Genomic DNA, 25,536 nt, shown 5'->3' on the forward strand with positions numbered 1-25,536 from the left:
ACACCAATGCCCGATCCAACCCTGGTCCAACAGACCAACCGATGCTCCTATCCAGCCTCAACCCAGCGCGGTATCCAGAAACATCATGACCGCGAACCCCATCATCAGCCCGAGGGTCGCTGGCGTTTCGTGGCCGTTGCGGTGGGTTTCGGGAATCACTTCATGGGACACCACAAAGATCATCGCACCCGCCGCCAGCCCCAGGCTTATGGGGTAAGCCACGGCCACGCCAGAAGACATGCCCAGGCCGATCACCGCGCCCAGCGGCTCCATCAACCCTGAGCCGACCGCAATCAGTGCGGCGCGCAACGTGCTGATCCCGGTCACCCGCAGCGCCATGGCGATGGCGAGGCCTTCGGGAATGTCCTGGATCGCAATGGCGGTGGTCAAGGGCAAGCCGACCTTGAGGTCGCCGTTGGCGAAGCTCACGCCTATGGCCATGCCCTCAGGCAAGTTGTGCAAGGTGATCGCCAGGACAAACAACCAGACCCGGTTGATGCGCTTGGCCTCGGGGCCACGCCGGCCACTCAACTCATGCTCATGGGGGACGAAACGGTCAAGGCCGACCATCAGCAAAACCCCCAGCCCAAGGCCGATCACGACCACAAGGGCGGCAAGCAATTGGTTGCCACATATGATTTGCGCCGCTTCAATGCCGGGCAGGATCAACGAAAAGGAGCTCGCCGCGAGCATCATGCCGGCCGCGAAACCCAACATGATGTCCTGGGTGCGCGATGAAATATCGCGCAGCACCACCGCCATCAGCGCCCCCAGGGCGGTGGCGGCGAAGCCGGAGGTTCCGCCCAGCGCCGCATAGCCCAGGTTCTGGCGGTCGGCCCCCACCAGCGCGTTATAGCCGCTATACAGCAACAGCACCGCGACCAGCGCCAATCCAAGCCAGAAGGTCACCCCCAGCAGCAGATTGTTTTGCACAGGATCAAGCCAGGTACGCCAGGGCGATCGAATCCGGGAGGTGGGCTGGTCCATCTAATGTCCTTGTCGATTAGCCGCGCGAAGCCCGCCCGTCCCCCATGATGGCGGGACGGGCGGGCGATATGTTCAGGCGAGAGGGCCCAAGCCCCCTCGCCGGTTTATTACAGTTTGTCACCTTGCATCCCCGAACCCAAGTCGGCGCCTGTCGTAGGATCGCTTTCAGGGTTGGACATCGTCCGCGCCTTCATGTCCATCAGCAGAGCTTCGTCTTTCTCACTCAACTGCACAGTGGCCATGCCATCGCCGCCATCGACCGCTGGCGTTGGGTTCTCGACGAATTCCCAATCGTCGCCCTGATTCCAAGGACCGCGCACCGAGGGTTCGCCCTGGGACATATTGAAGTACACATTGGTGAACTCCGGCATGCCAGGCAATTTCCCTTGTGGGAAGTTGGGCTGGATGGAATGGAGGGCTTTTTCGAAGGACAGCTGGTGGGCGATTTCACGGGTCATCAGGAAGCCCAGGGCTTCTTTTACACCCGGGTCATCAGTGACATTCATCAGCCGCTCATAAACGATTTTCGCCCGGGCTTCGGCGGCGATGTTCGAACGCATGTCCGCCGTGGGCTCACCGATGGTGTCGATGTAGGCCGCGGTCCAAGGCACACCGGCCGAGTTGGTCAGCGGCGAGCCTGCGCCATACAGCACGCTGGTGATGTGGGAATCGTTGCCGGCGCCGTTGATCTCGCGATACAGCTGGCCCTCTTGTTCGACACCTTCGGCCATCTTGCCCTTGGCGCCCTTGTTCAACATCACGATGATCGAGCCGATCACCTCCAGGTGGCTGAGCTCCTCGGTGGCGATGTCCATCAGCAGGTCCTTGCGGCCTGGATCATCTTCGGACAGGGCCTGGGTGAAATAACGGGACGCTGCGGCCAGTTCGCCTTGGGCGCCACCAAACTGTTCGAGCAACAGGTTAGCGAGTCCTGGATTGGGCTCGGCGACGCGCACGGTATATTGCAATCGTTTGTTATGAATAAACATGATTGAACTCCTCGGTCAGGACACAGTTCATGGGAAACCCTGCCGACGACAGGCCCATGAAAGTCAGAAGAAGTTAAACAGATAAAATTTATTTTTTATTCACGACATAAGACGAACGGTCACTGTGGTTATACAAAAACCAACCCGCCTTGAATAATGAATAATTAAGCGAAGCCGGGCATGACATACCCGACTGTAAACACACTTTAATAAGCGGCTGGTACAGGCCTCATGCCAGCGACATGAGGCCCGTAGACCACGGGGCATTACGATTTACGACCGCCACCGTGGCTGTTTTCACCGCCTTTCTTGCCAGCTTCGGAGGCTTTTTCCCGATCATTTGCAAAGTTGCCGCCAGACGCCTGGCCACCTTTCTTGCCGGCTTCCGATGCCCGTTCAGGGTCATTGGCAAAATTGCCACCCGAGGCTTGTCCACCTTTGCGGCCCGCCTCTGCGGCACGTTCCGGATCGTTGGCAAAATTGCCACCCGACATGTGGCCACCCTTACGACCGGCCTCGGCTGCGCGTTCCGGATCGTTGGCGAAGTTGCCACCCGATGCTTGGCCGCCTTTCTTGCCGGCTTCCGATGCCTTTTCACGATCGTTAGCGAAATTGCCAGGGTTGTTATTACCTGTATTTGCCATTTCATTCACCTCGTTAGTTGCTATTTGCGAACCCCGTTGGCTCGTACTTATTCGGAAAACATGCCGCATCCAAGGTTTGAAGAAAGTGCTTCAAACGGCGACGAACGGTCAATGCTTAATTTATATACCGCTGCGCTTGGAATGAATTGAAATTCGCTATCACCCAAGCGGCGATCAATTAACGCCATCAAGATGCTCAACTTTATGGGAGCCACCTGCTCGCAAATGCGATGTCCCGGTCGATATGAATATCGAACTTTGAACTGCTTCGCGAACAGGTTCGCTCTCACAATGGCTTTACGCTGAACATCTAAATACAGTGCGTGTCTTTCCACGCTGTCCGCCAAGGGCCGAGTGGCGCCGGCACCCCATTGCACCGGTCTCGTCACCCTGGCCTCGCGCCGTTCCAGGAAGCCAAAACTCGCGGGCTGCCGGTGTTGTCTTGCACCACCGCACTGACCGGCTTGCGGTGTCCGGGTACCCTGTCGCCGATACCCGGATAAAGCGTTATTCAGGGCGAGATCGGGTCGCTGGCCGGGAACGTCTCTTCCAGCGCTTCATCCAGTTGATCGTTGGTAATGTCCCGTTCGCCAACTTTGCCACTGCGTTCGCAATGGCAATCCTGCGCCGGGCACGGCTCGCCGTTGGGGTGTTGTTCCGCGCAGGCCTGGCTGCAATAAGCCTCGCCGTCGTGATTGAACACCCGCTCGGGATCGACGTCGCAGTGACAGCCGGGGCAGCCACATTTCAATTCACTCATGCTCCTCCTCCTGCATTCGCGCTATCAGGATCCCACCAGCAACTGCACCTCAAGGTTCGCTGCCGCAACGCCATGCTTGGCGACATACACTTCATCAACCCAACCTTTGGTCAGGTTGCGATAAGTCTGGGTGCCCACGGCCGTGCCGCTGTCCCATTCAATGATGTCGCCGATGTCAACGTCGTTGGCGGGGCCCAGTTCGAGCACCGTGTGGCCATCCTCTTGCGCCACGTAGACGCCGACCCTGGCGCTTTGTCGATTGATGGCTCTTACCTCTCCGGTGGTCTGCTTCATACCTGTCCTCTATCGTTTTGACGGCAGGTTGGGACGTGGCCGGAGCAACCGGCCGCGCCTTTCATGCAAGCTCCAACCTCAGCGCTTGGCTTCGGTATGCGGGTTGGCCGAACGCTCCAGGAATGCCTGGGTGATTTCCGGCAAATGGTCGCGCAGCCAATCGGCCATCGCGATTTCCTGGGGCAGGATCTGCTCGCAAGCCCTTTGGGTTTCCACGTCGCCGGCCACTTTCGCCGCTTCGATCAGCACCGTGTAGGAAGCAATCTCGAGGTTTTCGAAAACGTAGCCACTCATGGCACCCTTGACCACTTCGTCACTCATCGCCATGCCGCCCATGGCCTGACCGAACGCCATCAGCTTGCCGGCCATGTCCTTGAGCATCGAGGGGCTGCCGCCCAGGCGCTGGATGCACCCTTCGACCAACTTCTGCTGCCCGAGCGTCTCTTCGATGTGCTGTTCGATTCGGGCCTTGAGCACCGGATAATGTTCCAGGCGCTCGGCCTGGGCCTTGAGCATTTTCTCCGCTTGCTGTTCCATGGCGTGAGCATCGTTGAGCCAATCCAGCAGGTTCTCTTTAGGGGTTGCCATTGCGTTCTCCTTATTCAGTGTCATTGGCGCACTGCAGTGCGAAAGCTCTGAAATACCGCACATAGGGTGGATGTCCGCCGCGCCGGGAAAGTTTGAAGAAACAGCATCGGAGGGCGACGAAAGGCGTACCGCGGACCCGATGCTAACCTCTACGATTCAAGGCCAGCGGAGCACAGCAATGCCCGACGATCTTCACCGTGAACCCATCGAACAACTACAGGAATACCTGTCCGGGCGCCGTTTCCTGGTGCTGACGGGCGCGGGAATCAGCACCCCTTCCGGCATCCCCGACTACCGTGACAGCGACGGCGTTCGTCGGGGCCGGCAACCGATGATGTACCAGGAGTTTCTCGCCAAACCCGAGGCGCGAAGACGCTACTGGGCGCGGGCCATGCTGGGCTGGCCACGCCTGCGCCAAGCGCGCCCGAACCTGGCCCACGAGGCCCTTGCAGCGTTGCAGGCGGCGGAGCGCATCAGCGCGCTGATCACACAGAATGTCGACGCCCTGCACGACCGGGCCGGAAGCCGCCAGGTCATCGAGCTGCACGGCAGCTTGCATCGAGTGCTGTGCCTCGATTGCGGCCAGCGCAGCGAGCGGCAGCACATCCAGGCCTTGATGGAAACCGAGAATCCCTACCTGACCGGTGTCGACGCAGTGCAGGCGCCCGATGGCGACACGCTGCTGGACCCGGCGTTCGAGGCACGCTTCCAGGTTCCGCGTTGCCCCCATTGCGCGGGTGAACGCCTGAAACCGGATGTGGTTTTTTTCGGTGAAAACGTCGCCGCGCCCACCGCCGCTCGCGCCATGGAAGCCGTTGAACAAGCGGATGGATTGTTGGTGGTGGGGTCGTCATTGATGGCCTATTCGGCGTTTCGCCTGTGCCGGGCAATCAAGGACCAGGGCAAGCCGCTGCTGGCGATCAACCGGGGCAAGACCCGGGCCGATGAGTTGCTGGATTTGAAGGTTGAAATGCCGTGTGAGCAGCTATTGCCGCTGCTGACCTGAAGCTCGCTCCCACAGGTCCTGATCCTTGAACGTATCGAACAATGCCTGGGCCGCCGCCGACAGCTCGTAGCCCGGCTTGGTCAGGACGCCGATTGCTCGTTCTATGACCGGCTCGCCAAGGGTGATGCAGCGGGCGCCCAGCTCGTGCATCTGGCCGACGCACAGGGCCGGCACGGCGCTCACGCCCAGGCCGCTGGCAACCATCCGCCCGACCGTCGCCAGTTGGTGGCTCTCGAATTCCACGGGCAGTTTCATGCCTCGGGATTGCAGATGCTCCTCCAGCATCACCCGCACGGTAGAGGGCCGTTGCAAGGTGATGAACGGCTGTTCCAATAAAGTCTCCCACTGGAGTTCGTCGCGCTGGGCCAATGGCGAATCCAGCGGCACCACCGCGACGAAACGGTCCAGGTACAACGGCGTGAACACCAGCGACGAACCCTGCATCGGCTCGAACGCCACCCCCAGCTCCACGTGGCGATCGCGGACCATTTCCAGCACCTGTTCATTGATCACGTCGTTGACCGTGACGTTGACATTTGGGAACCGCGCGCGGAAGGTCTTGAGGATCGGCGGCAGCAGGTTGCCGGCGAAGGATGGCATCGCGGCCAAGGTCACACGGCCACGCTGCAAGGTGAAACGCTGGCGCATTTCGTCTTCGGCGTTATCCCAATCGGCCACCAGCCGGCGGGCCAGTGGCAGCAGTGATTCGCCTTCGGGGGTCAACGCGACGTTACGCGTATTGCGACTGAACAGACGGCCACCGAGGCCCTCTTCCAGCGCCTTGATCGTCAGGCTCAGGGCCGATTGAGAGAGGTGCAACCGCTCGCAAGCCACGGCGAAGCTCAGGCTTTGGGCGACGGCAAGGAAAGCGCGGATTTGTTTGAGGGTCATAGTCGCTAACGCTCCCAGCGGCGAGTGGTCAGTTTCGAGCTGCAAGCTTATGCCAGCTTTTATTGAGTTTTATCAATCAATGCAACGTAAAAATCAACTTAACAAATATATGACTTGGCGCAACACTGCATTCCATTGCGACCCCATTCAAGAATAAAAGAGGTGTCTATGGCAGGTTTCGACAAACGCGTGAGCTCTTACGAAGAGGCGCTGGACGGCTTGAAGGACGGCATGACCGTCATCGCCGGCGGCTTCGGTCTATGCGGCATTCCAGAGAATCTGATCGCCGAGATCAAGCGCAAGGGCACCCGCGACCTTACCGTGGTTTCCAACAACTGCGGCGTTGACGGTTTCGGCCTAGGCGTCCTGCTGGTGGACCGGCAGATTCGCAAGGTGGTGGCTTCCTACGTGGGCGAAAACGCCCTGTTCGAACAGCAATTGCTGAGCGGCGAAATCGAAGTCGTGCTCACCCCCCAAGGCACCCTCGCCGAAAAAATGCGTGCGGGCGGCGCAGGCATCCCGGCGTTCTTCACCGCTACCGGCGTCGGCACCCCCGTGGCCGAAGGTAAGGAAGTACGCGAGTTCCACGGTCGCCAGTACCTGATGGAAGAATCCATCACCGGCGACTTCGCCATCGTCAAAGGTTGGAAAGCCGACCATTTCGGCAATGTGATCTATCGCCACACCGCTCAGAACTTCAATCCCCTGGCCGCCACGGCGGGCAAGATCACCGTGGTGGAAGTCGAAGAAATCGTCGAGCCCGGCGAGCTGGACCCGGCACAGATCCATACTCCAGGCATCTACGTCGACCGGGTCATCTGCGGCACGTTTGAAAAGCGCATCGAACAGCGCACCGTACGTAAGTGATCCCCTGCCCCCGGCCCGAATGAAGGAATGACACCATGGCACTTTCCCGCGAACAAATGGCTCAGCGCGTCGCCCGCGAAATGCAAGACGGCTATTACGTAAACCTCGGTATCGGCATCCCGACCCTGGTCGCCAACTACATCCCCGAAGGCATGGAAGTCATGTTGCAATCGGAAAATGGCCTGCTCGGCATGGGCGCGTTTCCCACCGAAGCAGAAGTCGACGCTGACATGATCAACGCCGGCAAACAAACCGTCACCGCGCGCATCGGCGCGTCGATCTTTTCGTCCGCCGAATCGTTCGCGATGATTCGCGGCGGTCACATCGACCTGACCGTGCTCGGCGCGTTCGAGGTGGACGTCGAAGGCAATATCGCCTCATGGATGATCCCCGGCAAGCTGGTCAAGGGCATGGGCGGCGCAATGGACCTGGTGGCCGGTGCCGAGAACATCATCGTCACCATGACCCACGCGTCCAAGGACGGTGAGTCGAAATTGCTGCCTCGCTGCAGCCTGCCGCTGACCGGCGCCGGGTGCATCAAGCGCGTGCTCACCGACCTGGCCTACCTGGAAATCCAGGACGGCGCCTTTATTCTCAAGGAACGCGCCCCGGGCGTCAGCGTCGAGGAAATCGTCGCCAAGACCGCCGGCAAACTGATCGTGCCGGACCACGTCCCTGAAATGCAGTTCGCTGCCCAGTGAGGAGAGATTCGATGCAAGAAGTCGTGATTGTCGCCGCTACCCGTACCGCCATCGGCAGTTTCCAGGGTTCGCTCGCTTCCATTCCCGCGCCGGAGCTCGGTGCCGCAGTGATTCGTCGGCTGCTGGAACAGACCGGTCTGGCTGGCGAACAGGTCGATGAAGTGATCCTCGGCCAAGTGCTGACCGCAGGCTCCGGGCAGAACCCGGCGCGCCAGGCGTCGATCCTCGCCGGCCTGCCCCACGCCGTGCCGGCGCTGACCTTGAACAAGGTTTGCGGCTCAGGCCTCAAAGCGCTGCACCTGGGCGCCCAGGCGATTCGCTGTGGCGATGCCGACGTGATCATCGCCGGCGGGATGGAAAACATGAGCCTGGCCCCCTATGTGTTGCCAGCCGCCCGCACCGGCTTGCGCATGGGCCACGCGAAAATGATCGACAGCATGATCACCGACGGTTTGTGGGACGCGTTCAACGATTACCACATGGGCATCACCGCCGAGAACCTGGTGGACAAGTACAGCATCAGCCGCGAGGCGCAAGATGCGTTCGCCGCCGCGTCCCAGCAGAAAGCCGTCGGCGCCATCGAAGGCGGCCGCTTCGCCGATGAGATCACGCCGATTCTGATTCCCCAGCGCAAGGGCGATCCGGTGGCCTTTGCCGTCGACGAACAACCGCGCGCCGGCACCACCGCCGAATCCCTGGGCAAGCTCAAGCCGGCGTTCAAAAAAGACGGCAGCGTCACGGCGGGCAATGCCTCATCGCTGAACGATGGCGCCGCCGCCGTGATCCTGATGAGCGCAGAAAAAGCCAAGGCGCTGGGTTTGCCGGTGCTGGCAAAGATCAGTGCCTACGCCAACGCCGGCGTCGACCCGGCGATTATGGGCATCGGCCCGGTCTCGGCCACTCGCCGTTGCCTGGACAAGGCCGGTTGGTCGCTTGACCAACTGGACCTGATCGAGGCCAACGAAGCCTTCGCCGCCCAGTCCTTGGCCGTCGCAAAGGAGCTCGAATGGGACATGGACAAGGTCAACGTCAACGGCGGCGCCATCGCCTTGGGCCATCCAATCGGGGCTTCGGGCTGCCGAGTGCTGGTGACGCTGCTGCATGAAATGATCAAGCGCGACGCCAAGAAAGGCCTCGCGACACTCTGCATCGGCGGCGGCCAAGGCGTTGCCCTCGCGCTGGAACGGGCGTAACCGACAACAGGCACAACGGTGGCCGCGCGGACCCACGACATTCGCGCAGTCACCGGCACCACCACCGGCGCGACCTTGGTTGCGCCGGTTTTTTTATGCCTTGAGTTTGGGTTGTCCAATCTGGCCCCATCGCGAGCAAGCTCGTTCCCACAAGGGTGCTTTGGTATCCGCAGACGCACTGTTCACCCCAAATCCCCTGTGGGAGCGAGCTTGCTCGCGATGGAGGTGGGTCAGGTGACGATGATCCGTCAGCCCCCCGCACCCAACCGGTCACGACTGTTGGTCAGGTGCAGCCACATGGCCGCGCGGGCGGCGTCGGGGTCCTGGCGCTTGATGGCGTTGTAAATCGCTTCGTGCTCCAGGTTGGCAAATTGCGCAAGCCTGCCCAGGTCCGCCTGGCCACGTTCAGCCATGTTCACCCGCGTACGGGGAATCATCGCACTGCCCAAGTGCTGCATGATTTCGACAAAACAGGTGTTGTCCGTGGCTTCGGCGATCAACAGGTGGAAACGCCGGTCAGCCTCGACGCAGCTGTCATTGCTGCTGAGCAACCGCTGATAGTCATCCAAGGCCTCGCGCATCTGCTGCAACTGCCGTTCGCTGCGACGCTGGGCAGCCAAAGCCGCGGCCTGGGTCTCAAGCCCCAAGCGCAATTCCAGGATTCCCCGAACGCCCGCCGCGGTATCGACGTTGAGCCTCAGCCCTTGCTCCCCCGTTTGTTCCAGCACGAAAGTGCCTATGCCGTGGCGTGTCTCCACCAGCCCCGAGGCCTGCAACTTGGAAATCGCCTCGCGCACCACCGTGCGGCTGACGCCATGCTCTTGCACGATGGCGCCCTCGGACGGCAACTTCTGCCCCGGCTTCAACTGCCCAAGCAAAATGCTCTGGCTCAACTTCGCCACCAAGTCATGGGCCAGGTTGTGGGCGCGCTTGCGCAGGGGCGCTTCAATGTCTTGCTGCATGTGCCAGGGTTCCTTGAAGACAGGCGTGTCGATCCTATCACTGGCAGGGGTGGATTTGTGCATCGGCGAGGCTTTTACTTGTATGACAACAGGCAGGATAGCCCTTTAAAACCGCATAAAGGGGGATGTATTCGACACCCGTTTCAACCGTTCAGATAGGGTAGAAGCGCCTTTATTGGCTTACAAACCCACGAATACGGCATAAAAACCCTTCCCACCCAATCCAATCGTGCTCAAAAACTGCTTGTCAGACAAAAAAACCCACTTGTATGATGTCTATCAACATCGGCACCCGCACGATGCCCCGCATAAAAATAAAGAGTGGGAGAAAAATCAGTGAATACCTCCAGCCTCAGGGCGAATGCCGGCGCGGATCCGGTGCTGCAATCGGCTATATCCAAGGTCAAGCGCCACATCTTGCCGCTGTTCGTCATCATGTTCATCGTCAACTACATCGACCGGGTGAACATCGGCTTCGTCCGCTCCCATATGGAGCATGACCTGGGCATCGGTGCAGCCGCCTACGGTTTTGGCGCCGGCCTGTTTTTCATCGGCTACGCGCTGTTCGAAGTCCCTTCCAACATCTTGTTGCAACGCATCGGCGCCCGAATCTGGCTGACGCGCATCATGCTTACCTGGGGCGTGGTGGCGGCAGGCATGGCCTTCATTCAGAACGAAACCCACTTCTACATCCTGCGTTTCCTGCTGGGCGTGGCCGAGGCTGGCTTCTTCCCTGGCGTGATTTACTACTTCACCCGTTGGTTGCCCGGAGTCGAACGCGGCAAAGCCATCGCCATCTTCCTCAGCGGCTCGGCGATCGCTTCGCTGATTTCCGGCCCATTGTCAGGATTGCTCCTGCAGATCAACGGCCTGGGCATGCACGGTTGGCAGTGGATGTACTTTATCGAAGGGATGTTTTCCGTCGGCCTGTGCTTCTTCGTCTGGTTCTGGCTCGACTCCAAGCCCCACGACGCCAAGTGGCTGGACCGTGCTGAACAGGACGCGCTGGTCAAGGCCATCGATGATGAACAGGCAGCCCGTGAAGCCGCGACGCCGATCAAGCTGTCCATCGGGCAACTGCTCAAGGATCGCCAGATCATTCTGTTCTGCGTGATTTATTTCTTCATTCAATTGACGATCTATGCCGCCACCTTCTGGCTGCCGAGCATCATCAAGAAGATGGGCGAGCTCAGCGACGTTCAGGTCGGGCTGTTCAATTCGATTCCCTGGTTGCTGTCGATTGTCGGCATGTACGCCTTCGCCTCGCTGTCGGCCAAATGGAAGTTCCAACAGGCCTGGGTCGCTGCGGCCCTGCTGATCGCCGCGGCGGGGATGTTCATGTCCACCACCGGCGGGCCCATCTTCGCCTTCGTCGCGATCTGCTTCGCGGCCCTGGGTTTCAAATCGGCGTCTTCGCTGTTCTGGCCGATTCCCCAGGCCTACCTGGACGCACGCATTGCCGCCGGCGTGATCGCGTTGATCAATTCGGTGGGCAACCTCGGCGGCTTCGTCGCGCCGACCACCTTCGGCCTGCTGGAACAGCACACCGGCTCGATCCAGGGCGGTCTGTATGGCCTCGCCGCCACCTCGATCATTGCCGCGATCATCGTATTCGCCGCACGCAACACACCCAAGCAGAAATCCGCCACGACCTCCACCGACCCGGTTACCAGCCACGCCTGACCACAACAATAATTCAAGGATACGTACACGATGACTACGCCAGACACCAGCAAAGCCCCGATCATCACCAGCATGCAGGTCGTGCCCGTGGCCGGCCACGACGGCATGCTGCTGAACCTCAGCGGCGCCCATGGCCCGTTCTTCACCCGCAACATCGTCATCCTCAAGGACAATGCCGGGCACACCGGCGTGGGCGAGGTGCCCGGTGGCGAACGCATTCGCCAGACGTTGGAAGATGCGCGCTCGCTGGTAGTCGGCAGCCCCATCGGCACCTACCAGAAAATCCTCAACAGCGTGCGCCAGGCCTTTGCCGACCGCGACGCCGGTGGCCGTGGCCTGCAAACGTTCGACTTGCGCATCACCATCCACGCCGTCACTGGCCTGGAAGCCGCATTGCTGGATCTGCTCGGCCAGCATCTGGATGTCCCGGTCGCGGCCCTCCTCGGCGAAGGCCAGCAGCGTGACGAAGTGAAGATGCTTGGCTATCTGTTCTATGTCGGTGATCGGCAACAGACCGACCTGCCCTACCGCAGCGAACCGGACGCCGATAACGACTGGTTCCGCGTGCGTCACGAGAAAGCCCTCGATGCCAAAGCGGTGGTGCGCCTGGCCGAAGCGGCCCATGCGCACTATGGTTTCCAGGACTTCAAACTCAAGGGCGGCGTGCTCAAGGGCGACGAGGAAATCGAAGCCGTGACCGCATTGGCCGAGCGTTTTCCCCAGGCGCGCATCACCTTGGACCCGAACGGCGCCTGGTCACTCAAGGAAGCGATCCGCTTGTGCCGTGATCAGCACAAGGTGCTGGCGTACGCCGAGGACCCTTGCGGAGCGGAGAATGGCTATTCGGGCCGCGAGGTGATGGCCGAGTTCCGTCGGGCCACCGGCCTCAAGACCGCCACCAACATGATTGCCACCGACTGGCGCGAGATGGGCCACGCCATTACCTTGCAATCGGTGGACATCCCCCTCGCCGACCCGCACTTCTGGACCATGCAGGGTTCTGTACGGGTCGCGCAGATGTGCAATGAGTGGGGCCTGACCTGGGGCTCACATTCCAATAACCACTTCGATATTTCCCTGGCGATGTTCACCCACGTGGCAGCCGCCGCACCGGGCGACATCACTGCCATCGACACCCACTGGATCTGGCAGGACGGCCAACGCCTGACCAAGGCGCCTTTGCAGATCAAGGGGGGTTGCGTGCAGGTGCCGAAAAAACCTGGGCTGGGGATCGAACTGGACATGGACCAGCTGGCCAAGGCTCACGAGCTGTACAAAGGCATGGGGCTTGGGGCGCGGGACGATTCGGTGGCGATGCAGTACCTGATCCCGGGCTGGACGTTCAACAACAAGCAGCCGTGCCTGGTTCGCTGAGACGCTAAGAACTTTTAGCTCGGCACCGTATGTGGGAGCGAGCTTGCTCGCTCCCACATTGGATCTGAATCCGGGGCTAACCCTCCGGCCGCAGGATCAGCACCGCCAGCGGCGGCAGGTTAAGTTCCAGCGAAAGCGCCTGGCCATGGCTGGGGATTGCCTCGGTCGAGGCACCGCCGCCGTTGCCATAGTTGGAACCGGCGTAGGTGTCGGCATCGCTATTGAGCAACTCCACCCAACGACCACCAAACGGCACGCCCACCCGATACGCCTCGCGCGGCACCGGTGTGAAGTTGGCGACCACCAGCACGGGCCGACCGTCCTTGCTCCAGCGCAACCACGCATAGACGCTGTTGAGCGCATCGTCGCCGATCAGCCACTGGAAGCCCTGGGGTGCGTCGTCCTGATCGTGCAGCGCCGGCTCTTCGCGATAGAGTCGATTCAGATCGCTGACCAGCCTTTGCACGCCGCGGTGCTCCGGGTACTGCAACAGGTACCAATCCAGTTGCTGGTCATGATTCCATTCGCGCCATTGGCCGAACTCGCAACCCATGAACAGCAGCTTCTTGCCGGGATGGCCCCACATGAAACTCAGATAAGCCCGCAGGTTGGCGAATTTCTGCCAGCGGTCACCGGGCATCTTGTCGATCAGCGAACGCTTGCCATGGACCACTTCGTCGTGGGAAATCGGCAGAACGAAACGCTCGGACCAGGCGTACACCAGGCCAAAACTCAACTCGTTGTGATGGTGGGCGCGGTACACCGGATCCTGCTGGATGTAATGCAGCGAATCGTGCATCCAACCCATGTTCCACTTGTAGGCGAAACCCAAACCGCCCTGCTGCGTGCTCTGGCTGACGCCAGGCCAGGCGGTGGACTCTTCGGCGATGACCAGCGCACCAGGGGTTTCCAGGGCGATCACGTCGTTGAGATGCCGCAGGAAATCGATGGCTTCCAGGTTCTCCCGTCCGCCATGGCGGTTAGGCACCCATTCGCCGGCCTTGCGCGAATAGTCGCGATACAACATCGAGGCCACGGCGTCCACCCGCAGGCCGTCGACGTGGAAATGCTTGAGCCAATGCAACGCCGACGCCAGCATGAAGCCGTGGACTTCGGTGCGGCCCAGGTTGTAGATGAGCGTGTCCCAATCCTGATGGAAGCCTTCCAGCGGGTTGCCGTACTCGTACAGCGCCGTGCCGTCGAACTGGGCCAGGCCATGGGTATCGGTGGGAAAGTGCGCCGGGACCCAGTCCAGGATCACACCAATGTCAGCCTTGTGGCAGGCGTTGACGAACGCGGCGAAATCATCGGGCGAACCAAAACGCGCCGTGGGGGCAAACTGCGAAAGGGGTTGATAGCCCCACGAACCACCGAACGGGTGCTCCATGATGGGCATCAGCTCGATATGGGTGAAGCCCAGGTCCTTGACGTAAGGGATCAACCGCTCAGCCAGCTCATGCCAGTTGTACTGCCGGGACACCTCCCCCGCCTCGTCGATCTCGCACTGCCAGGAACCGGCGTGCAACTCATAGATCGAAAGCGGCGCGCCCGGTAGCTGGCGTTCACGACGGCTCTGCATCCACTCGTCGTCGTGCCATTCGATCTTCAGGGGCGGGGCGACCTTGGACGCCGTATCAGGCGGCATCTGCGTGGCCAGGGCCACCGGGTCGGCCTTGAGCGGCAGGATGCCGTGGGCACCGAGGATTTCATATTTGTAGCCTTCGCCGGGACCCAGCCTCGGGATGAAGATTTCCCACACGCCAGACGGGTAACGAATGCGCATCGGGTGCCGGCGCCCGTCCCAGACGTTGAAATCCCCCACCACCGAGACCCGGCGCGCATTCGGCGCCCAGACGGCGAAGCGCACGCCATCGACGCCATCCACCGTTTTCAGTTGAGCACCGAGGCAGGCACTGAGGTCGCGGTGATTGCCCTCGGCAAACAGGTAGAGATCCATTTCCCCCAGCAGCGGTCCGAAGCTGTACGGGTCCTCGGCAACCTGCTCGCCACCGGCCCAACGGGTGCGCAGCAGGTACGGTTGGGCGCGGTCGAAATGGCCGACGAACAGGCCCGGGGTTTCGGTGATCTGCAACTCGCCCAGCTCTTCGCCGCCGTCACGGGCGAGCACATGCACACTCAACGCGCCGGGCAGATAGGCCCGGATGAATTGCCCTCCGGCGCCATCGCCATGAGGGCCCAGGATCGAAAACGGGTCGTGGTGTTCGGCGCGCACCAGCGCGTCGATGTCGTGGGGGGCCGGCAGCAAAGACTCTTTGGCCTGCCCCTGTGATTCCTTGTTCGAGACGCTCATGATTCTCTCCACTAAATCGGTCCGGCTAAATCGGAAAAGGGTTCAAGCCCACTCAATAACCCGTACAGGCCGTGCAGCGGCACGGGCAGCCAGGCAGGGCGATTCTCGGCTTCATAAGCCACTTCATAGGCCGCCTTCTCCAGGCCGAACAACGCCAATGCGGCGTCCTCGCCTTCAGCATCCTTCCACTCATGGGCAAGACTAGCTGCCGCCAGCCGATATGCCTGGACAAATGCCTGGCGAGCCTCGGTCAGATAACGGTCGGCGACTCGCTTGCGCGCCGCATCGGCATCGGCCGTGCTGTCGACGGTGTGCAACTGGACCGCCATCGCCGCCGCGTAATCGAACGAGCGCAACACACCGCTGACGTCCTTGTACGGGCTGTGCTTGCCACGTCGTTCATGCAACGGCCGCGCCGGCTCCCCTTCGAAGTCGATCAGGTAGGCATCGCCCTTGATCACCAGCACCTGCCCCAAGTGCAGGTCGCCATGCACGCGGATGCGCAAGCCGCCAGCGGCCTTGCCGGCCAGCTCCTGGACGTGGGCCAGCACGGTTTTCCTGTGTTCCAGCAAGCGTGCGACCATCGCCTGGTCCGCTGGGTTCAATTGGTCCTGGTTCTGTTTGAGCAGACGCAAGGCATTTTCCACCTGAGCGGCCACGTCCTTGCCGATAGCCTGGGCCTCCTTGGCGCTGGTAGGCTGGGGCGCGAAGTCCGGATTGTCGGTGGGCTGGGCGAGCACCTGGTGCATCTCCCCGAGGCGCTGGCCGAGCATGCCGGCGAAATCCTTCAGTTCGCCCAAGGCGTTGTAATGCTGTTCCTGCTCCGACACGGCGTCGGCCAATTCGTCGCGCAACGCGCGTTCGAGATTGTTCTGGGTCCATTCCCATGCATCGCCCTGGTTGCTCAGGTAACCCTGGGCGATCATCAGCAAGGCATCTTCACCCTGGGCATCGCGGCGAATCACCGAACCCAGCAGCGGCGAGATGTTGCTGAAACCTGCCGCGGTCAGGTAAGCGCTCATCTCCAGTTCCGGGTGAACGCCGGACGCGACTTTGCGGATCAGCTTGAGCACCAGGCTGCCACCCACCACCACTGAACTGTTGGACTGCTCGGCGGACAGGTAGCGCACCTCCGGCTCGGCGCCCAGGTTCAGCGCCGCCAGACCTTCGGTGGGTTCGAAGCGCAATTCACCGTCAGCGCACGGCAGCACCGAACCGGCCTGAATGCCCTGGAGCACCGCGCGAATGAAGTTTTCCAGGGTGAACGCATCGGTGATCAAGCCGACCTGGCGACCCCGACGAACCCGCGACAAGGCCAGTTGCTGGGGCAGCGCCGGGCCGACGTGCTCTTCGGCGAGCAGGCCAAATGGAAGTTGATAACGCAAGGTCTGGCCGGCGCTGGTGACGTCGATTTCGCTCAACAGCACAGGGTGTTGCGGATCGCCGAAGCGCACGCCATAAACGATGTCGACGTTCTCGATGGCGCTGTCCTTGCCGGCGAACCAGCGGCGCTTTTGCAGCCAGCTTGGCAGGATGCTCTGCTCCAACGTGGCGCGCGATGGCGCCTCGAGCAACTCTTCCAGGCGTTTTTTCAGCACCAGCGTGGTGAAATCCGGCAGGCTCTGGACCGGCTCCACATGCCAGCTCGGCATCTGGTTTTCCGCCGCCAGGGCGAACCAATAGAAACCGTACGGCGCCAAGGTCAGCAGGAAATTCAACTGGCCAATGGGCGGGAATGCGTTGCCACCAAGCATTTCCACCGGGACCATGCCCGCATAGGCCGACAGATCCAGCTCGGCAGCCTGGGCACTACGCGATACGTTGGCCACGCAAAGGATGATTTCGTGCTTGCCGTCCGGGCCGGTGTACTCACGGGTATACGCCAGGATCCGCCGATTGCTCGGCGACAGCATTTTCAACGTGCCCCGGCCAAAGGCCTTGGACTGCTTGCGCACTGCGAGCATGCGACGAGTCCAGTTGAGCAGCGAATGAGGGTCGCCGGACTGGGTCTCGACGTTCACCGACAGATAGCCGTATTGCGGGTCCATGATCGGCGGCAACACCAGGCTCGCCGGGTCGGCGCGGGAGAAGCCGCCATTGCGGTCGATGGACCACTGCATCGGCGTGCGCACGCCATCGCGGTCGCCCAGGTAGATGTTGTCGCCCATGCCGATCTCATCGCCGTAATACAAGGTCGGCGTGCCAGGCATCGACAGCAACAGGCTGTTGAGCAACTCCACGCGGCGGCGGTCGCGCTCCATCAGGGGAGCCAGACGTCGACGAATGCCGAGGTTGATCCGCGCGCGACGGTCGGCGGCGTAGTAATTCCATAGGTAGTCGCGCTCCTTGTCGGTGACCATCTCCAGGGTCAGCTCATCATGGTTGCGCAGGAAAATCGCCCACTGGCAGTTGGCCGGAATCTCCGGCGTCTGGCGCAGGATGTCGGTGATGGGAAAGCGATCTTCCTGGGCCAACGCCATGTACATGCGCGGCATCAAAGGGAAGTGGAACGCCATGTGGCACTCGTCGCCATTGAGGCCTTGGGCATCGAGGTCGCCAAAATAGAGCTGGGTGTCTTCCGGCCATTGGTTGGCCTCGGCGAGCAACATGCGGTCAGGGTAATTGGCGTCGATCTCGGCACGAATCAGCTTGAGGACGTCGTGGGTCTCGGGCAGGTTCTCGTTGTTGGTGCCGTCGCGCTCGATCAGGTAGGGGATCGCGTCCAGACGCAGGCCATCGATGCCCATGTCGAGCCAGTAGCGCATCACCGAGAGCACGGCCTTGATGACTTGCGGGTTGTCGAAGTTGAGGTCCGGCTGGTGCGAGTAGAAACGGTGCCAGAAGTACTGGCCGGCGACCGGGTCCCAGGTCCAGTTGGACTTCTCGGTGTCGAGAAAGATGATCCGGGTGCCGTCATATTTGTGATCGTCATCGGACCAGACGTAGAAATCCCGTGCCTTGGAGCCTTTCTTGGCCTTGCGTGCGCGCTGGAACCAGGGGTGCTGATCGGAGGTGTGGTTGATGACCAGCTCGGTGATCACCCGCAAGTTGCGCTTGTGGGCTTCGGCAATGAAGCGCCGCGCGTCGGCCATGGTGCCATAGTCGGGGCTGACCCCCCGGTACTCGGCGATGTCGTAGCCGTCGTCACGCCGGGGCGAAGGATAGAACGGCAGCAGCCAGATGGTGTTGACGCCCAGGTCGGCGATGTAATCGAGCTTCTCGATCAGACCGGGAAAATCACCGATTCCGTCATTGTTGGAGTCGAAATAGGATTTGACGTGAACCTGATAAATGACCGCGTCCTTGTACCAGAGCGGGTCGTTGATGAAGGTGGCAGACCGGGGTTTCTTGGCCATTTGCAACTCCTGCTGATTCTATAAAGCCGTTGAGCTGGCTGGCGAGACGTACGTGGCGAGGGAGCTTGCTCCCGCTTGAGTGCGAAGCGCTCATCGCTTTTAGAGGGCCGCTGCGCGACCCAGCGGGAGCAAGCTCCCTCGCCACAAAAGCACTTCATCCGCTCACTTTTGTTTTATGCCACGCTGATCCGCCAGATCCCGAACGGCTGGTAAGCCGGGTCGATGCGCATGAACTGGTACTTGCCATACCAAGTCCAGCGGTGGCCGTTCATCAAGTCCTCGCCCTGGGTCTGGGCGTCGTCCGGCAGGCCCATCTCCCACAACGGCAATTCGAAATTCGCTTCCTGGACGTTATGCGGATCGAGGCTCACCGCCACCAGGATGAAATTGCTGCCGTCCGGTGTGCGCTTGCCGAAGTACAGGATGTTGTCATTCCAGGCGTTGTAGATTTTCAGGCCAAGGTGCGTGTGCAACGCCGGGTTCTGGCGACGGATACGGTTGAGCTGGGCGATTTCGGCGATGATGTTGCCCGGCGCGGTGAAATCCCTCGGGCGGATTTCGTATTTCTCCGAATCGAGGTACTCCTCCTTGCCTGGCACCGGCGCCGATTCGCACAGTTCAAAGCCCGAATACATGCCCCACAGGCCCGACCCCATGGTCGCCAGCGCCGCACGAATCAGGAAACCCGCGCGTCCCGAGTGATGGAGGAACGCTGGGTTGATGTCCGGTGTGTTGACGAAGAAATTCGGCCGGTAGCATTCGCGCCAAGGCGACTCATTGAGCTCGGTGAAATACGCCGCCAGCTCGGCCTTGGTGTTACGCCAGGTGAAGTAGGTGTAGCTCTGGGAATAACCGACCTTGCCCAGTCGCGCCATCATCGCTGGGGTGGTGAACGCTTCCGCGAGGAAAATCACCTCTGGGTGCTGCGCACGAACGTCGGCGATCAGCCATTGCCAGAACGGCAACGGCTTGGTGTGAGGATTGTCGACACGGAATATCTTCACGCCTTCGTTGACCCAGCCGACGACGATATCCCGCAGTTCCAGCCACAGGCTGGGGATTGCATCGGCGGCGTAGAAATCGACGTTGACGATGTCCTGGTATTTCTTCGGCGGGTTCTCCGCGTATTTGATCGTGCCGTCCGGCCGCCAGCTGAACCAGCCCGGATGCTGCTGCAGCCAGGGGTGGTCCTGGGAACACTGGATGGCGAAATCGAGGGCGATCTCCAGGCCATGGTCGGCGGCCGCGGCCACCAGGCGCCGGAAATCTTCGCGGGTGCCCAGCTGAGGATGGATCGCCTCATGGCCGCCCTCCTCGCTGCCGATGGCATATGGGCTGCCTGGATCGTCCGGACCGGCGGTCAGGGAATTGTTCGGCCCTTTGCGGAAACTGCGGCCGATCGGATGGATCGGCGGAAAGTACAGCACGTCGAAGCCCATGTCCTGGATCACCGCCAGGCGCGAATGCACGTCGTTGAACGTGCCGTGACGCTTGGGATCATCGGTGATCGAACGGGGGAAGAGTTCGTACCAACTGGCGAATTCGGCCAGTTGGCGCTCCACGTCCAGTGGATATTCGGGACTGATGCTCAGGTAAGGCCGGTGATCGGCCAGGGACATCAAGTCGGCACTGCGTGGCGCGAGAAACAACGCCACTTGCTCTTCAGGCAGCAGGCCCGAAAGCTCGTGGTGCAACGCGGCCAGCTGTTCGCTCAATTCGCCGTCGCTACGCTCGGCGGCTTGTTGCACGTGGTTGCGCCCCTCTTGCAGCTCCAGGCTGATGGGCACACCGGCGGCGTATTTTTTTTCCAATTCATAGCGGAAGCTGGCGAACTGGTCGAGCCAGGCTTCGATACAGAACACGTAGCGTCCGACGGCCGGTACTGTGAACTGGCCACGCCAGCCATTATTACCCAGCTCGGCCATGACCTCGCTGTTCCAGATGTCATCTTCCAAGGCACGCCAACGGATTCGCACGGCCAATTTATCGTGGCCATCGGCGAACACCTTGCTGGTCACCGTCACGTCCTGTCCGGCGAGGGCCTTGGCGGCAAATTGCCCGCCGTCAATCACTGGCGTGGTGTCTTCAATCGCAATACGCGGCAACAACAAGGCCTGGGACAACGGCAGATGCGGGTTGTATTCCAGGTCGGTCGGCTGTTCGGCAGTCATCGAGCATCGCTCCTTTTACGCCCCATGGACGCGTTTGTGGCGGTAAAGGCCCAACGGGTCCTGATTAACTCACTTAAGCTCCGAACCGGACCGGCAGCCAAAAGTTCAGCGGGATTTGCTGGCCGGCAGCGGGGAATCAAACCCGTCGAACGGTGGTCAACCAGACAAGCACGACTCAAGCCACTTGCGTCCTGGAGGCACCACCCGATGACCATTCCCATCCCGGCCGAAACACCCGATCCGAACATCGACGACCCCAACCTGCCGCCACCGGGTCCCGATCCCGAGCCGATTCCGGAAAAAGACCCGCCGCTGGACCCGCAGCCGCCCCAGGGCGATCCGCCAAGCGAGGCGCCGCCGGAGCGGTTTTAAAGCCTAGCCGCAGTTAACCTGCGGGAGCGAGCTTGCTCGCGATAGCGTCAGGTCAGCGAAGCCAGAGGTGACTGACACATCGCTATGGCGAGCTAGCTCTCCCACAAGGACCTTGCGCACAGCCCGGCGGATGCCTTACAGCTTCTCATCCCTCTCCAGTGCCCGAACAATCACTGGCATCACACTGAAGATTGCCAGCGCCAGAACGGTGCTGAGCACCGCCGTCGCTTCCCGGCCGAGCCCGGCGGCGACGCCGATGGCGGCGGTCATCCACAGGCCCGCGGCGGTGGTCAGGCCTTTGACGTGGCTTTCATCTGCATCCGTGTTTTTCAAGATGGTACCGGCGCCGAGGAAACCGATCCCGGCGACAACGCCCTGTATCACCCGGCTCATCGCATCGGCCTCTGACCCCGACATTTGCGGCACCAGCACGAACAGCGCGGCGCCCAGCGCCACCAGCATGTGGGTGCGCACCCCGGCGGCCTTGCCCTTGTGCTCACGCTCGAACCCCAAAATGCCTCCCAACAGTGCAGCCATTACCAGGCGCACCGTCACCCGCGTCATTTGCTGGGCATCGGCGATGTCGGCGAACTCCGCTTGCAGGGTCATCCAGACTTCATCCCACCACGAATCCATGAACGTTCCTCTCTTCACTCGATAAACGATTGACCGCAAGCGATGCGAGACGTGCGACCGCTGATCAGCCACGAAGAACCCTGCCGATCGGGAGGCGCCTAACGTTCAGGCATACAGGAAGGAGCAGTACCATGACTGTACGTATCGATGACCACCAGACCTGCCATTTCGACACCGCCAACGGGCCGGAACTTCGCCCGGCCAGCGAGCTGACCATCATCACCGACCCGGACAAGGCCATGTCGGCGGTGGAGCTCAATGGCGGGCGGGTCTACCTGACCGAAGCGCAGGTCGATGCCCTGATCGTGGCTGGGGCGGCTGACGGGCGGCAGAATCTGAAGGCGACGGACGGGGATTCGGTCATCTGACGGCTCGTTTGGCTCTTATTTCTGATCTTGCGTTGCTTTTGATTTTGCTTTGCTTTGATCTTGCGTTGCTCTTGATCTCGCTTCGGCTTTTGATCTTGAACGCCCCGTTAACCACGCTGGCCGAACGCAGGTATTGCGTAGTGGGGCGAAGCCTTTTTTGCTTACTTTTTTTGGCGTCTGAAAAAAAGTAAGCCGCCGTAAGGGCGGAACCGTCAGTAGCAATTACCGCAGCAACGGATATAAACACCATCCCAAGAACGAAGCCCACAATCCGTGAGGTGCATCAAACTGGCGCAGCGCAAGGCTCTTCACCCCATCTGATCCGGTTTTTATCAACCCACCTGAGCCTGTTATGCAAACAGTTCAATGGTCATAGTGCCCCAGCCAGATAGCGGCTGATGAGCGACCGACCATGAGCGAAAGAATCCCCGCCCAACTGATACAGACCTTCGACCCCACGCCCACAAAAACAAAGTCCAGAACCACCGACAACCTGATCCACACCCGCAGCTTTACCGGCTTGTTCCGCACCTTGCGCATCAGCGGTGCCGGCATTCTGTTCCTGTTGTTCTTCGGCACGGTATGGCTGAACTGGGGCGGCCGCCAAGCGGTGCTCTGGGACCTTTCCGAGAGCAAGTTCCACATCTTCGGCGCGACCTTCTGGCCCCAGGATTTCATCCTGCTGTCCGCCCTGCTGATCATCGCCGCGTTCGGCCTGTTCGCCATCACCGTGTTCGCCGGGCGCGTGTGGTGTGGCTACACCTGCCCCCAAAGCTCATGGACCTGGATCTTCATGTGGGTCGAGAAAATCACCGAAGGTGAACGCAACCAGCGCATCAAACTCCAAGCCGCGCCGTGGGACTTGAACAAACTCCTGCGGCGCTCGGCCAAGCACACCTTGTGGCTCGTCATCAGCCTGCTCACCGGCCTGACATTCGTCGGTTATTTCACCCCGATCCGCCCCCTGGCCGAGGAACTGCTGACCTTGCAGATCGGCGGCGTCAGCCTGTTCTGGGTGCTGTTTTTCACTGCGGCCACTTACCTCAACGCCGGCTGGCTGCGCGAAGCGGTGTGCATGCACATGTGCCCTTACGCACGGTTCCAGAGCGTGATGTTCGACAAGGACACCTTGACCATTTCCTATGACGTGGCCCGTGGTGACATTCGCGGGCCACGCAAACGCGAGGTCAATCCCGCCGATGTCGGACTGGGTGACTGCATCGACTGCCAGATGTGCGTGCAGGTCTGCCCCACCGGCATCGATATCCGCGATGGCTTGCAAATGGAATGCATTGGTTGCGCGGCGTGCATCGACGCCTGCGACTCGATCATGGACAAGATGGGCTACGCCCGTGGCCTCATCAAGTACACCTCCGAGCATCAACTGCAAGGAGGCAAGACACATCTGCTGCGGCCACGGCTGGTGGGCTACACGGCGGTGCTGCTGTTCATGATCGGTGCCCTGGCGGTGGCGCTGGCGGAGCGCCCCATGGTGTCGCTGGATGTCAGCAAGGACCGTGGGCTGTTCCGTGAAAACAGCCAGGGCCAGATCGAAAACATCTATAGCCTGAAAATCATCAACAAGACCCAGCAACACCAGGCGTATGAATTGTCCCTGGTGGACGGCGACGGCTTTGTCCTGCAAGGCAAGACACGCCTGAGCCTGGCGCCGGGGGAAATCGTCGACGTGCCAGTCTCGGTGGCGATGCTCAGCGAACGGCCACGCAGCGGTTCCCAGGAAATGACCTTCAAGGTTGCCGACAGTGACGAGCAGCAAGTCTACAGCGTGGCCAAGAGCCGTTTTGTCGCGCCGATGAATCGGTGACCCTTTAAGATGCAATGTCCCTTATGACCGGGCCCGCCATGAAACGCTACGAAAAATTCGCCGACGACATCGCTGAACTGATCCGCTCCGGCATGCTGGGGCCCGGCCAGCGCGTGCCGTCGGTGCGCTACGCCAGCCAAACGTACGGCGTCAGCCCGTCCACTGTTTTCCAGGCCTATTACCTGCTGGAGCGACGCGGCCTGATCCGGGCCCGGCCGCGTTCCGGTTATTTCGTCAATAATCTTGCACCGCGCCCGTTCTGCGAGCCGGTCATCAGCAGCCAGGTGCAAGAGTCCACTGAAGTCGATGTCAGCGAACTGGTGTTTTCGGTGCTCGACTCGATCAAGGATCCCGCCACCGTACCGTTCGGCTCTGCATTCCCCAGCCCCATGCTGTTTCCGTTGCAGCGGCTGTCCCGCTCGTTGTCCAGCGCGACCCGGGACATGGACCCACGCGTGGTGGTGACCGACATGTCACCGGGCAATCCTCAACTGCGCCGCCAGATCGCCTTGCGCTATATGGTCGGTGGGCTGATGTTGCCCATGGAGCAATTGCTGGTCACCAACGGCGCCCTGGAAGCCTTGAACCTATGCCTGCAAGCGGTGACCGAGCCCGGCGACCTCGTGGCGATCGAAGCCCCTGCGTTCTATGCCAGCCTGCAAGTGCTGGAAAGGCTGAAGCTCAAGGCCGTGGAAATCCCCGTGCATCCGCGTGACGGGATCGACCTGGACGTGCTGGAACAGACGCTGGCGCGCCATCCGATCAAGGCGTGCTGGTGCATGACCAGCTTCCAGAACCCCATGGGCGCCACCATGCCCGAGGCGCGCAAGCAAGCGTTGGTGGAGCTGTTGCGCCAACACCAGGTGCCGTTGATCGAGGACGACGTCTATGCCGAACTCTATTACGGCCAGCAGGCTCCCAAACCAGCCAAGGCGTTCGACACCGAAGGGTTGGTGATGCATTGCGGTTCGTTCGCCAAGAGCCTGGCCCCGGGTTATCGCGTCGGCTGGGTCGCCGCCGGGCGCTATGCGCAGAAGATCGAACGGCTCAAGCTCATGACATCCCTGTGCGCCTCGATGCCGGCCCAGGCCGCGATCGCCGACTACCTGCAACACGGCGGCTACGACCGGCACCTGCGCAAGCTGCGCTACGCCCTGGAAGAACAGCAAAGCGCCATGCTCGCCGCCATCGGCCGCTATTTCCCGCCCCAGACCCGCGTCAGCCAGCCGGCGGGCGGCTATTTCCTCTGGCTGGAACTGCCGGAGCAGATCGACTCGCTGAAGCTGTTCCAGATGGCATTGGCGCAAGGCATCAGCATCGCCCCCGGGCCGATCTTTTCACCGACCCAACGTTTCAGGAATTGCATCCGGCTGAACTATGGCGGGCCTTGGACTGAGGCGTCGGAAAAGGCGATGGAGACATTGGGGCGGATTATCCGGTCGTTCTAATATTTGGTTTGCCAGCACTACCGCCATCGCGAGCAAGCTCGCTCCCACATTTGGAACGCAATCCCCTGTGGGAGCGAGCTTGCTCGCGATGAGGCCAGGGCAGACCGCCC

Annotated in this window: 22 protein-coding genes; 10 read left to right on the forward strand and 12 right to left on the reverse strand. The window is 61.1% G+C overall.

Annotation, left to right across the window (positions count from 1 at the left end):
* Positions 1-57 precede the first annotated feature (57 nt).
* The 6 genes from J3Q04_RS15480 to J3Q04_RS15505 all read right to left on the reverse strand — a co-directional run bounded on the left by J3Q04_RS15480 (position 58) and on the right by J3Q04_RS15505 (position 4,262).
* Positions 58-987: a ZIP family metal transporter gene (locus J3Q04_RS15480; protein WP_420764531.1), complete on the reverse strand. Its 930-nt coding sequence runs from the start codon at positions 985-987 to the stop codon at positions 58-60.
* 107 nt (positions 988-1,094) lie between these two features.
* Complete coding sequence (locus J3Q04_RS15485; protein WP_420764532.1) at positions 1,095-1,976, reverse strand: manganese catalase family protein; 882 nt, start codon at positions 1,974-1,976, stop codon at positions 1,095-1,097.
* 266 nt (positions 1,977-2,242) lie between these two features.
* Positions 2,243-2,620, reverse strand: a complete 378-nt coding sequence (locus J3Q04_RS15490; RefSeq protein ID WP_434564093.1) for a general stress protein — start codon at positions 2,618-2,620, stop codon at positions 2,243-2,245.
* A 511-nt stretch (positions 2,621-3,131) separates the two neighbouring features.
* The gene (locus tag J3Q04_RS15495; RefSeq protein ID WP_420764533.1) at positions 3,132-3,380 is read right to left on the reverse strand and encodes a metallothionein; all 249 of its coding nucleotides are present in this window, start codon (positions 3,378-3,380) and stop codon (positions 3,132-3,134) included.
* A 24-nt stretch (positions 3,381-3,404) separates the two neighbouring features.
* Positions 3,405-3,674: a hypothetical protein gene (locus tag J3Q04_RS15500; RefSeq protein ID WP_420764534.1), complete on the reverse strand. Its 270-nt coding sequence runs from the start codon at positions 3,672-3,674 to the stop codon at positions 3,405-3,407.
* Positions 3,675-3,752: 78 nt separating this feature from the next.
* A complete protein-coding gene (locus J3Q04_RS15505; protein WP_434563466.1) occupies positions 3,753-4,262 on the reverse strand; it encodes a ferritin-like domain-containing protein in 510 nt (169 codons plus the stop codon).
* A 178-nt stretch (positions 4,263-4,440) separates the two neighbouring features.
* Here J3Q04_RS15505 and J3Q04_RS15510 point away from each other — a divergent pair, with 178 nt between their 5' ends.
* Complete coding sequence (locus tag J3Q04_RS15510; protein WP_420764536.1) at positions 4,441-5,268, forward strand: NAD-dependent protein deacetylase; 828 nt, start codon at positions 4,441-4,443, stop codon at positions 5,266-5,268.
* Here the strand turns inward: J3Q04_RS15510 and J3Q04_RS15515 are convergent.
* A complete protein-coding gene (locus J3Q04_RS15515) occupies positions 5,248-6,159 on the reverse strand; it encodes a LysR family transcriptional regulator (RefSeq protein ID WP_420764537.1) in 912 nt (303 codons plus the stop codon). The two genes, J3Q04_RS15510 and J3Q04_RS15515, sit on opposite strands and share 21 nt — an antisense overlap.
* 168 nt (positions 6,160-6,327) lie before the next feature.
* On the opposite strand from J3Q04_RS15515, the gene J3Q04_RS15520 reads away from it, so the two are divergent.
* The 3 genes from J3Q04_RS15520 to J3Q04_RS15530 are packed head-to-tail and all read left to right on the forward strand — an operon-like array spanning position 6,328 to position 8,920.
* Positions 6,328-7,026: a CoA transferase subunit A gene (locus J3Q04_RS15520; protein WP_420764538.1), complete on the forward strand. Its 699-nt coding sequence runs from the start codon at positions 6,328-6,330 to the stop codon at positions 7,024-7,026.
* A gap of 35 nt (positions 7,027-7,061) precedes the next feature.
* Entirely contained in the window at positions 7,062-7,727 is a 666-nt protein-coding gene (locus tag J3Q04_RS15525) for a CoA transferase subunit B (RefSeq protein ID WP_003180355.1), read from the forward strand.
* Positions 7,728-7,738: 11 nt separating this feature from the next.
* Positions 7,739-8,920 (forward strand): acetyl-CoA C-acetyltransferase, encoded by a 1,182-nt coding sequence (locus J3Q04_RS15530; RefSeq protein ID WP_434610779.1) that lies wholly within the window; start codon positions 7,739-7,741, stop codon positions 8,918-8,920.
* Between the two features lie 248 nt (positions 8,921-9,168).
* Here J3Q04_RS15530 and J3Q04_RS15535 read toward each other — a convergent pair whose 3' ends face one another.
* Positions 9,169-9,882, reverse strand: a complete 714-nt coding sequence (locus tag J3Q04_RS15535) for a FadR/GntR family transcriptional regulator (protein WP_420764540.1) — start codon at positions 9,880-9,882, stop codon at positions 9,169-9,171.
* A 336-nt stretch (positions 9,883-10,218) separates the two neighbouring features.
* Between J3Q04_RS15535 and J3Q04_RS15540 the strand changes: the two genes are divergently transcribed.
* Both J3Q04_RS15540 and gudD read left to right on the forward strand, forming a co-directional pair.
* Positions 10,219-11,565 (forward strand): MFS transporter, encoded by a 1,347-nt coding sequence (locus J3Q04_RS15540; protein WP_434610776.1) that lies wholly within the window; start codon positions 10,219-10,221, stop codon positions 11,563-11,565.
* A gap of 30 nt (positions 11,566-11,595) precedes the next feature.
* Positions 11,596-12,939 carry a glucarate dehydratase gene (gene gudD, locus J3Q04_RS15545; protein ID WP_434610774.1) on the forward strand — a complete coding sequence of 448 codons (1,344 nt, stop codon included), beginning with the start codon at positions 11,596-11,598 and terminating at the stop codon, positions 12,937-12,939.
* Between the two features lie 76 nt (positions 12,940-13,015).
* Here gudD and glgB read toward each other — a convergent pair whose 3' ends face one another.
* The 3 genes from glgB to J3Q04_RS15560 form a co-directional block, all read right to left on the reverse strand.
* Positions 13,016-15,250 carry a 1,4-alpha-glucan branching protein GlgB gene (gene glgB, locus J3Q04_RS15550; RefSeq protein ID WP_434563456.1) on the reverse strand — a complete coding sequence of 745 codons (2,235 nt, stop codon included), beginning with the start codon at positions 15,248-15,250 and terminating at the stop codon, positions 13,016-13,018.
* A gap of 11 nt (positions 15,251-15,261) precedes the next feature.
* Positions 15,262-18,606 (reverse strand): maltose alpha-D-glucosyltransferase, encoded by a 3,345-nt coding sequence (gene treS / locus J3Q04_RS15555; RefSeq protein ID WP_434610772.1) that lies wholly within the window; start codon positions 18,604-18,606, stop codon positions 15,262-15,264.
* A gap of 173 nt (positions 18,607-18,779) precedes the next feature.
* Positions 18,780-20,777, reverse strand: a complete 1,998-nt coding sequence (locus tag J3Q04_RS15560) for an alpha-1,4-glucan--maltose-1-phosphate maltosyltransferase (protein ID WP_434610770.1) — start codon at positions 20,775-20,777, stop codon at positions 18,780-18,782.
* Positions 20,778-20,984: 207 nt separating this feature from the next.
* Here J3Q04_RS15560 and J3Q04_RS15565 point away from each other — a divergent pair, with 207 nt between their 5' ends.
* Positions 20,985-21,149: a hypothetical protein gene (locus J3Q04_RS15565; protein WP_434610768.1), complete on the forward strand. Its 165-nt coding sequence runs from the start codon at positions 20,985-20,987 to the stop codon at positions 21,147-21,149.
* A gap of 135 nt (positions 21,150-21,284) precedes the next feature.
* On the opposite strand, the gene J3Q04_RS15570 is transcribed toward J3Q04_RS15565, so the two are convergent.
* Positions 21,285-21,785 (reverse strand): MgtC/SapB family protein, encoded by a 501-nt coding sequence (locus J3Q04_RS15570; protein WP_434610766.1) that lies wholly within the window; start codon positions 21,783-21,785, stop codon positions 21,285-21,287.
* A 131-nt stretch (positions 21,786-21,916) separates the two neighbouring features.
* On the opposite strand from J3Q04_RS15570, the gene J3Q04_RS15575 reads away from it, so the two are divergent.
* The 3 genes from J3Q04_RS15575 to mapR all read left to right on the forward strand — a co-directional run bounded on the left by J3Q04_RS15575 (position 21,917) and on the right by mapR (position 25,426).
* Positions 21,917-22,153 (forward strand): DUF3203 family protein, encoded by a 237-nt coding sequence (locus tag J3Q04_RS15575; protein ID WP_420764554.1) that lies wholly within the window; start codon positions 21,917-21,919, stop codon positions 22,151-22,153.
* A 412-nt stretch (positions 22,154-22,565) separates the two neighbouring features.
* Positions 22,566-23,978, forward strand: coding sequence for a cytochrome c oxidase accessory protein CcoG (gene ccoG, locus J3Q04_RS15580; protein WP_434610764.1), 1,413 nt, complete (start codon positions 22,566-22,568; stop codon positions 23,976-23,978).
* Positions 23,979-24,016: 38 nt separating this feature from the next.
* Positions 24,017-25,426: a GntR family transcriptional regulator MpaR gene (gene mapR, locus J3Q04_RS15585; RefSeq protein WP_420764556.1), complete on the forward strand. Its 1,410-nt coding sequence runs from the start codon at positions 24,017-24,019 to the stop codon at positions 25,424-25,426.
* Positions 25,427-25,536 lie beyond the last annotated feature (110 nt).

It is taken from the genome of Pseudomonas sp. D4-21 (genome assembly GCF_051132125.1).
In the GTDB taxonomy this organism is placed as follows: Bacteria; Pseudomonadota; Gammaproteobacteria; order Pseudomonadales; family Pseudomonadaceae; genus Aquipseudomonas.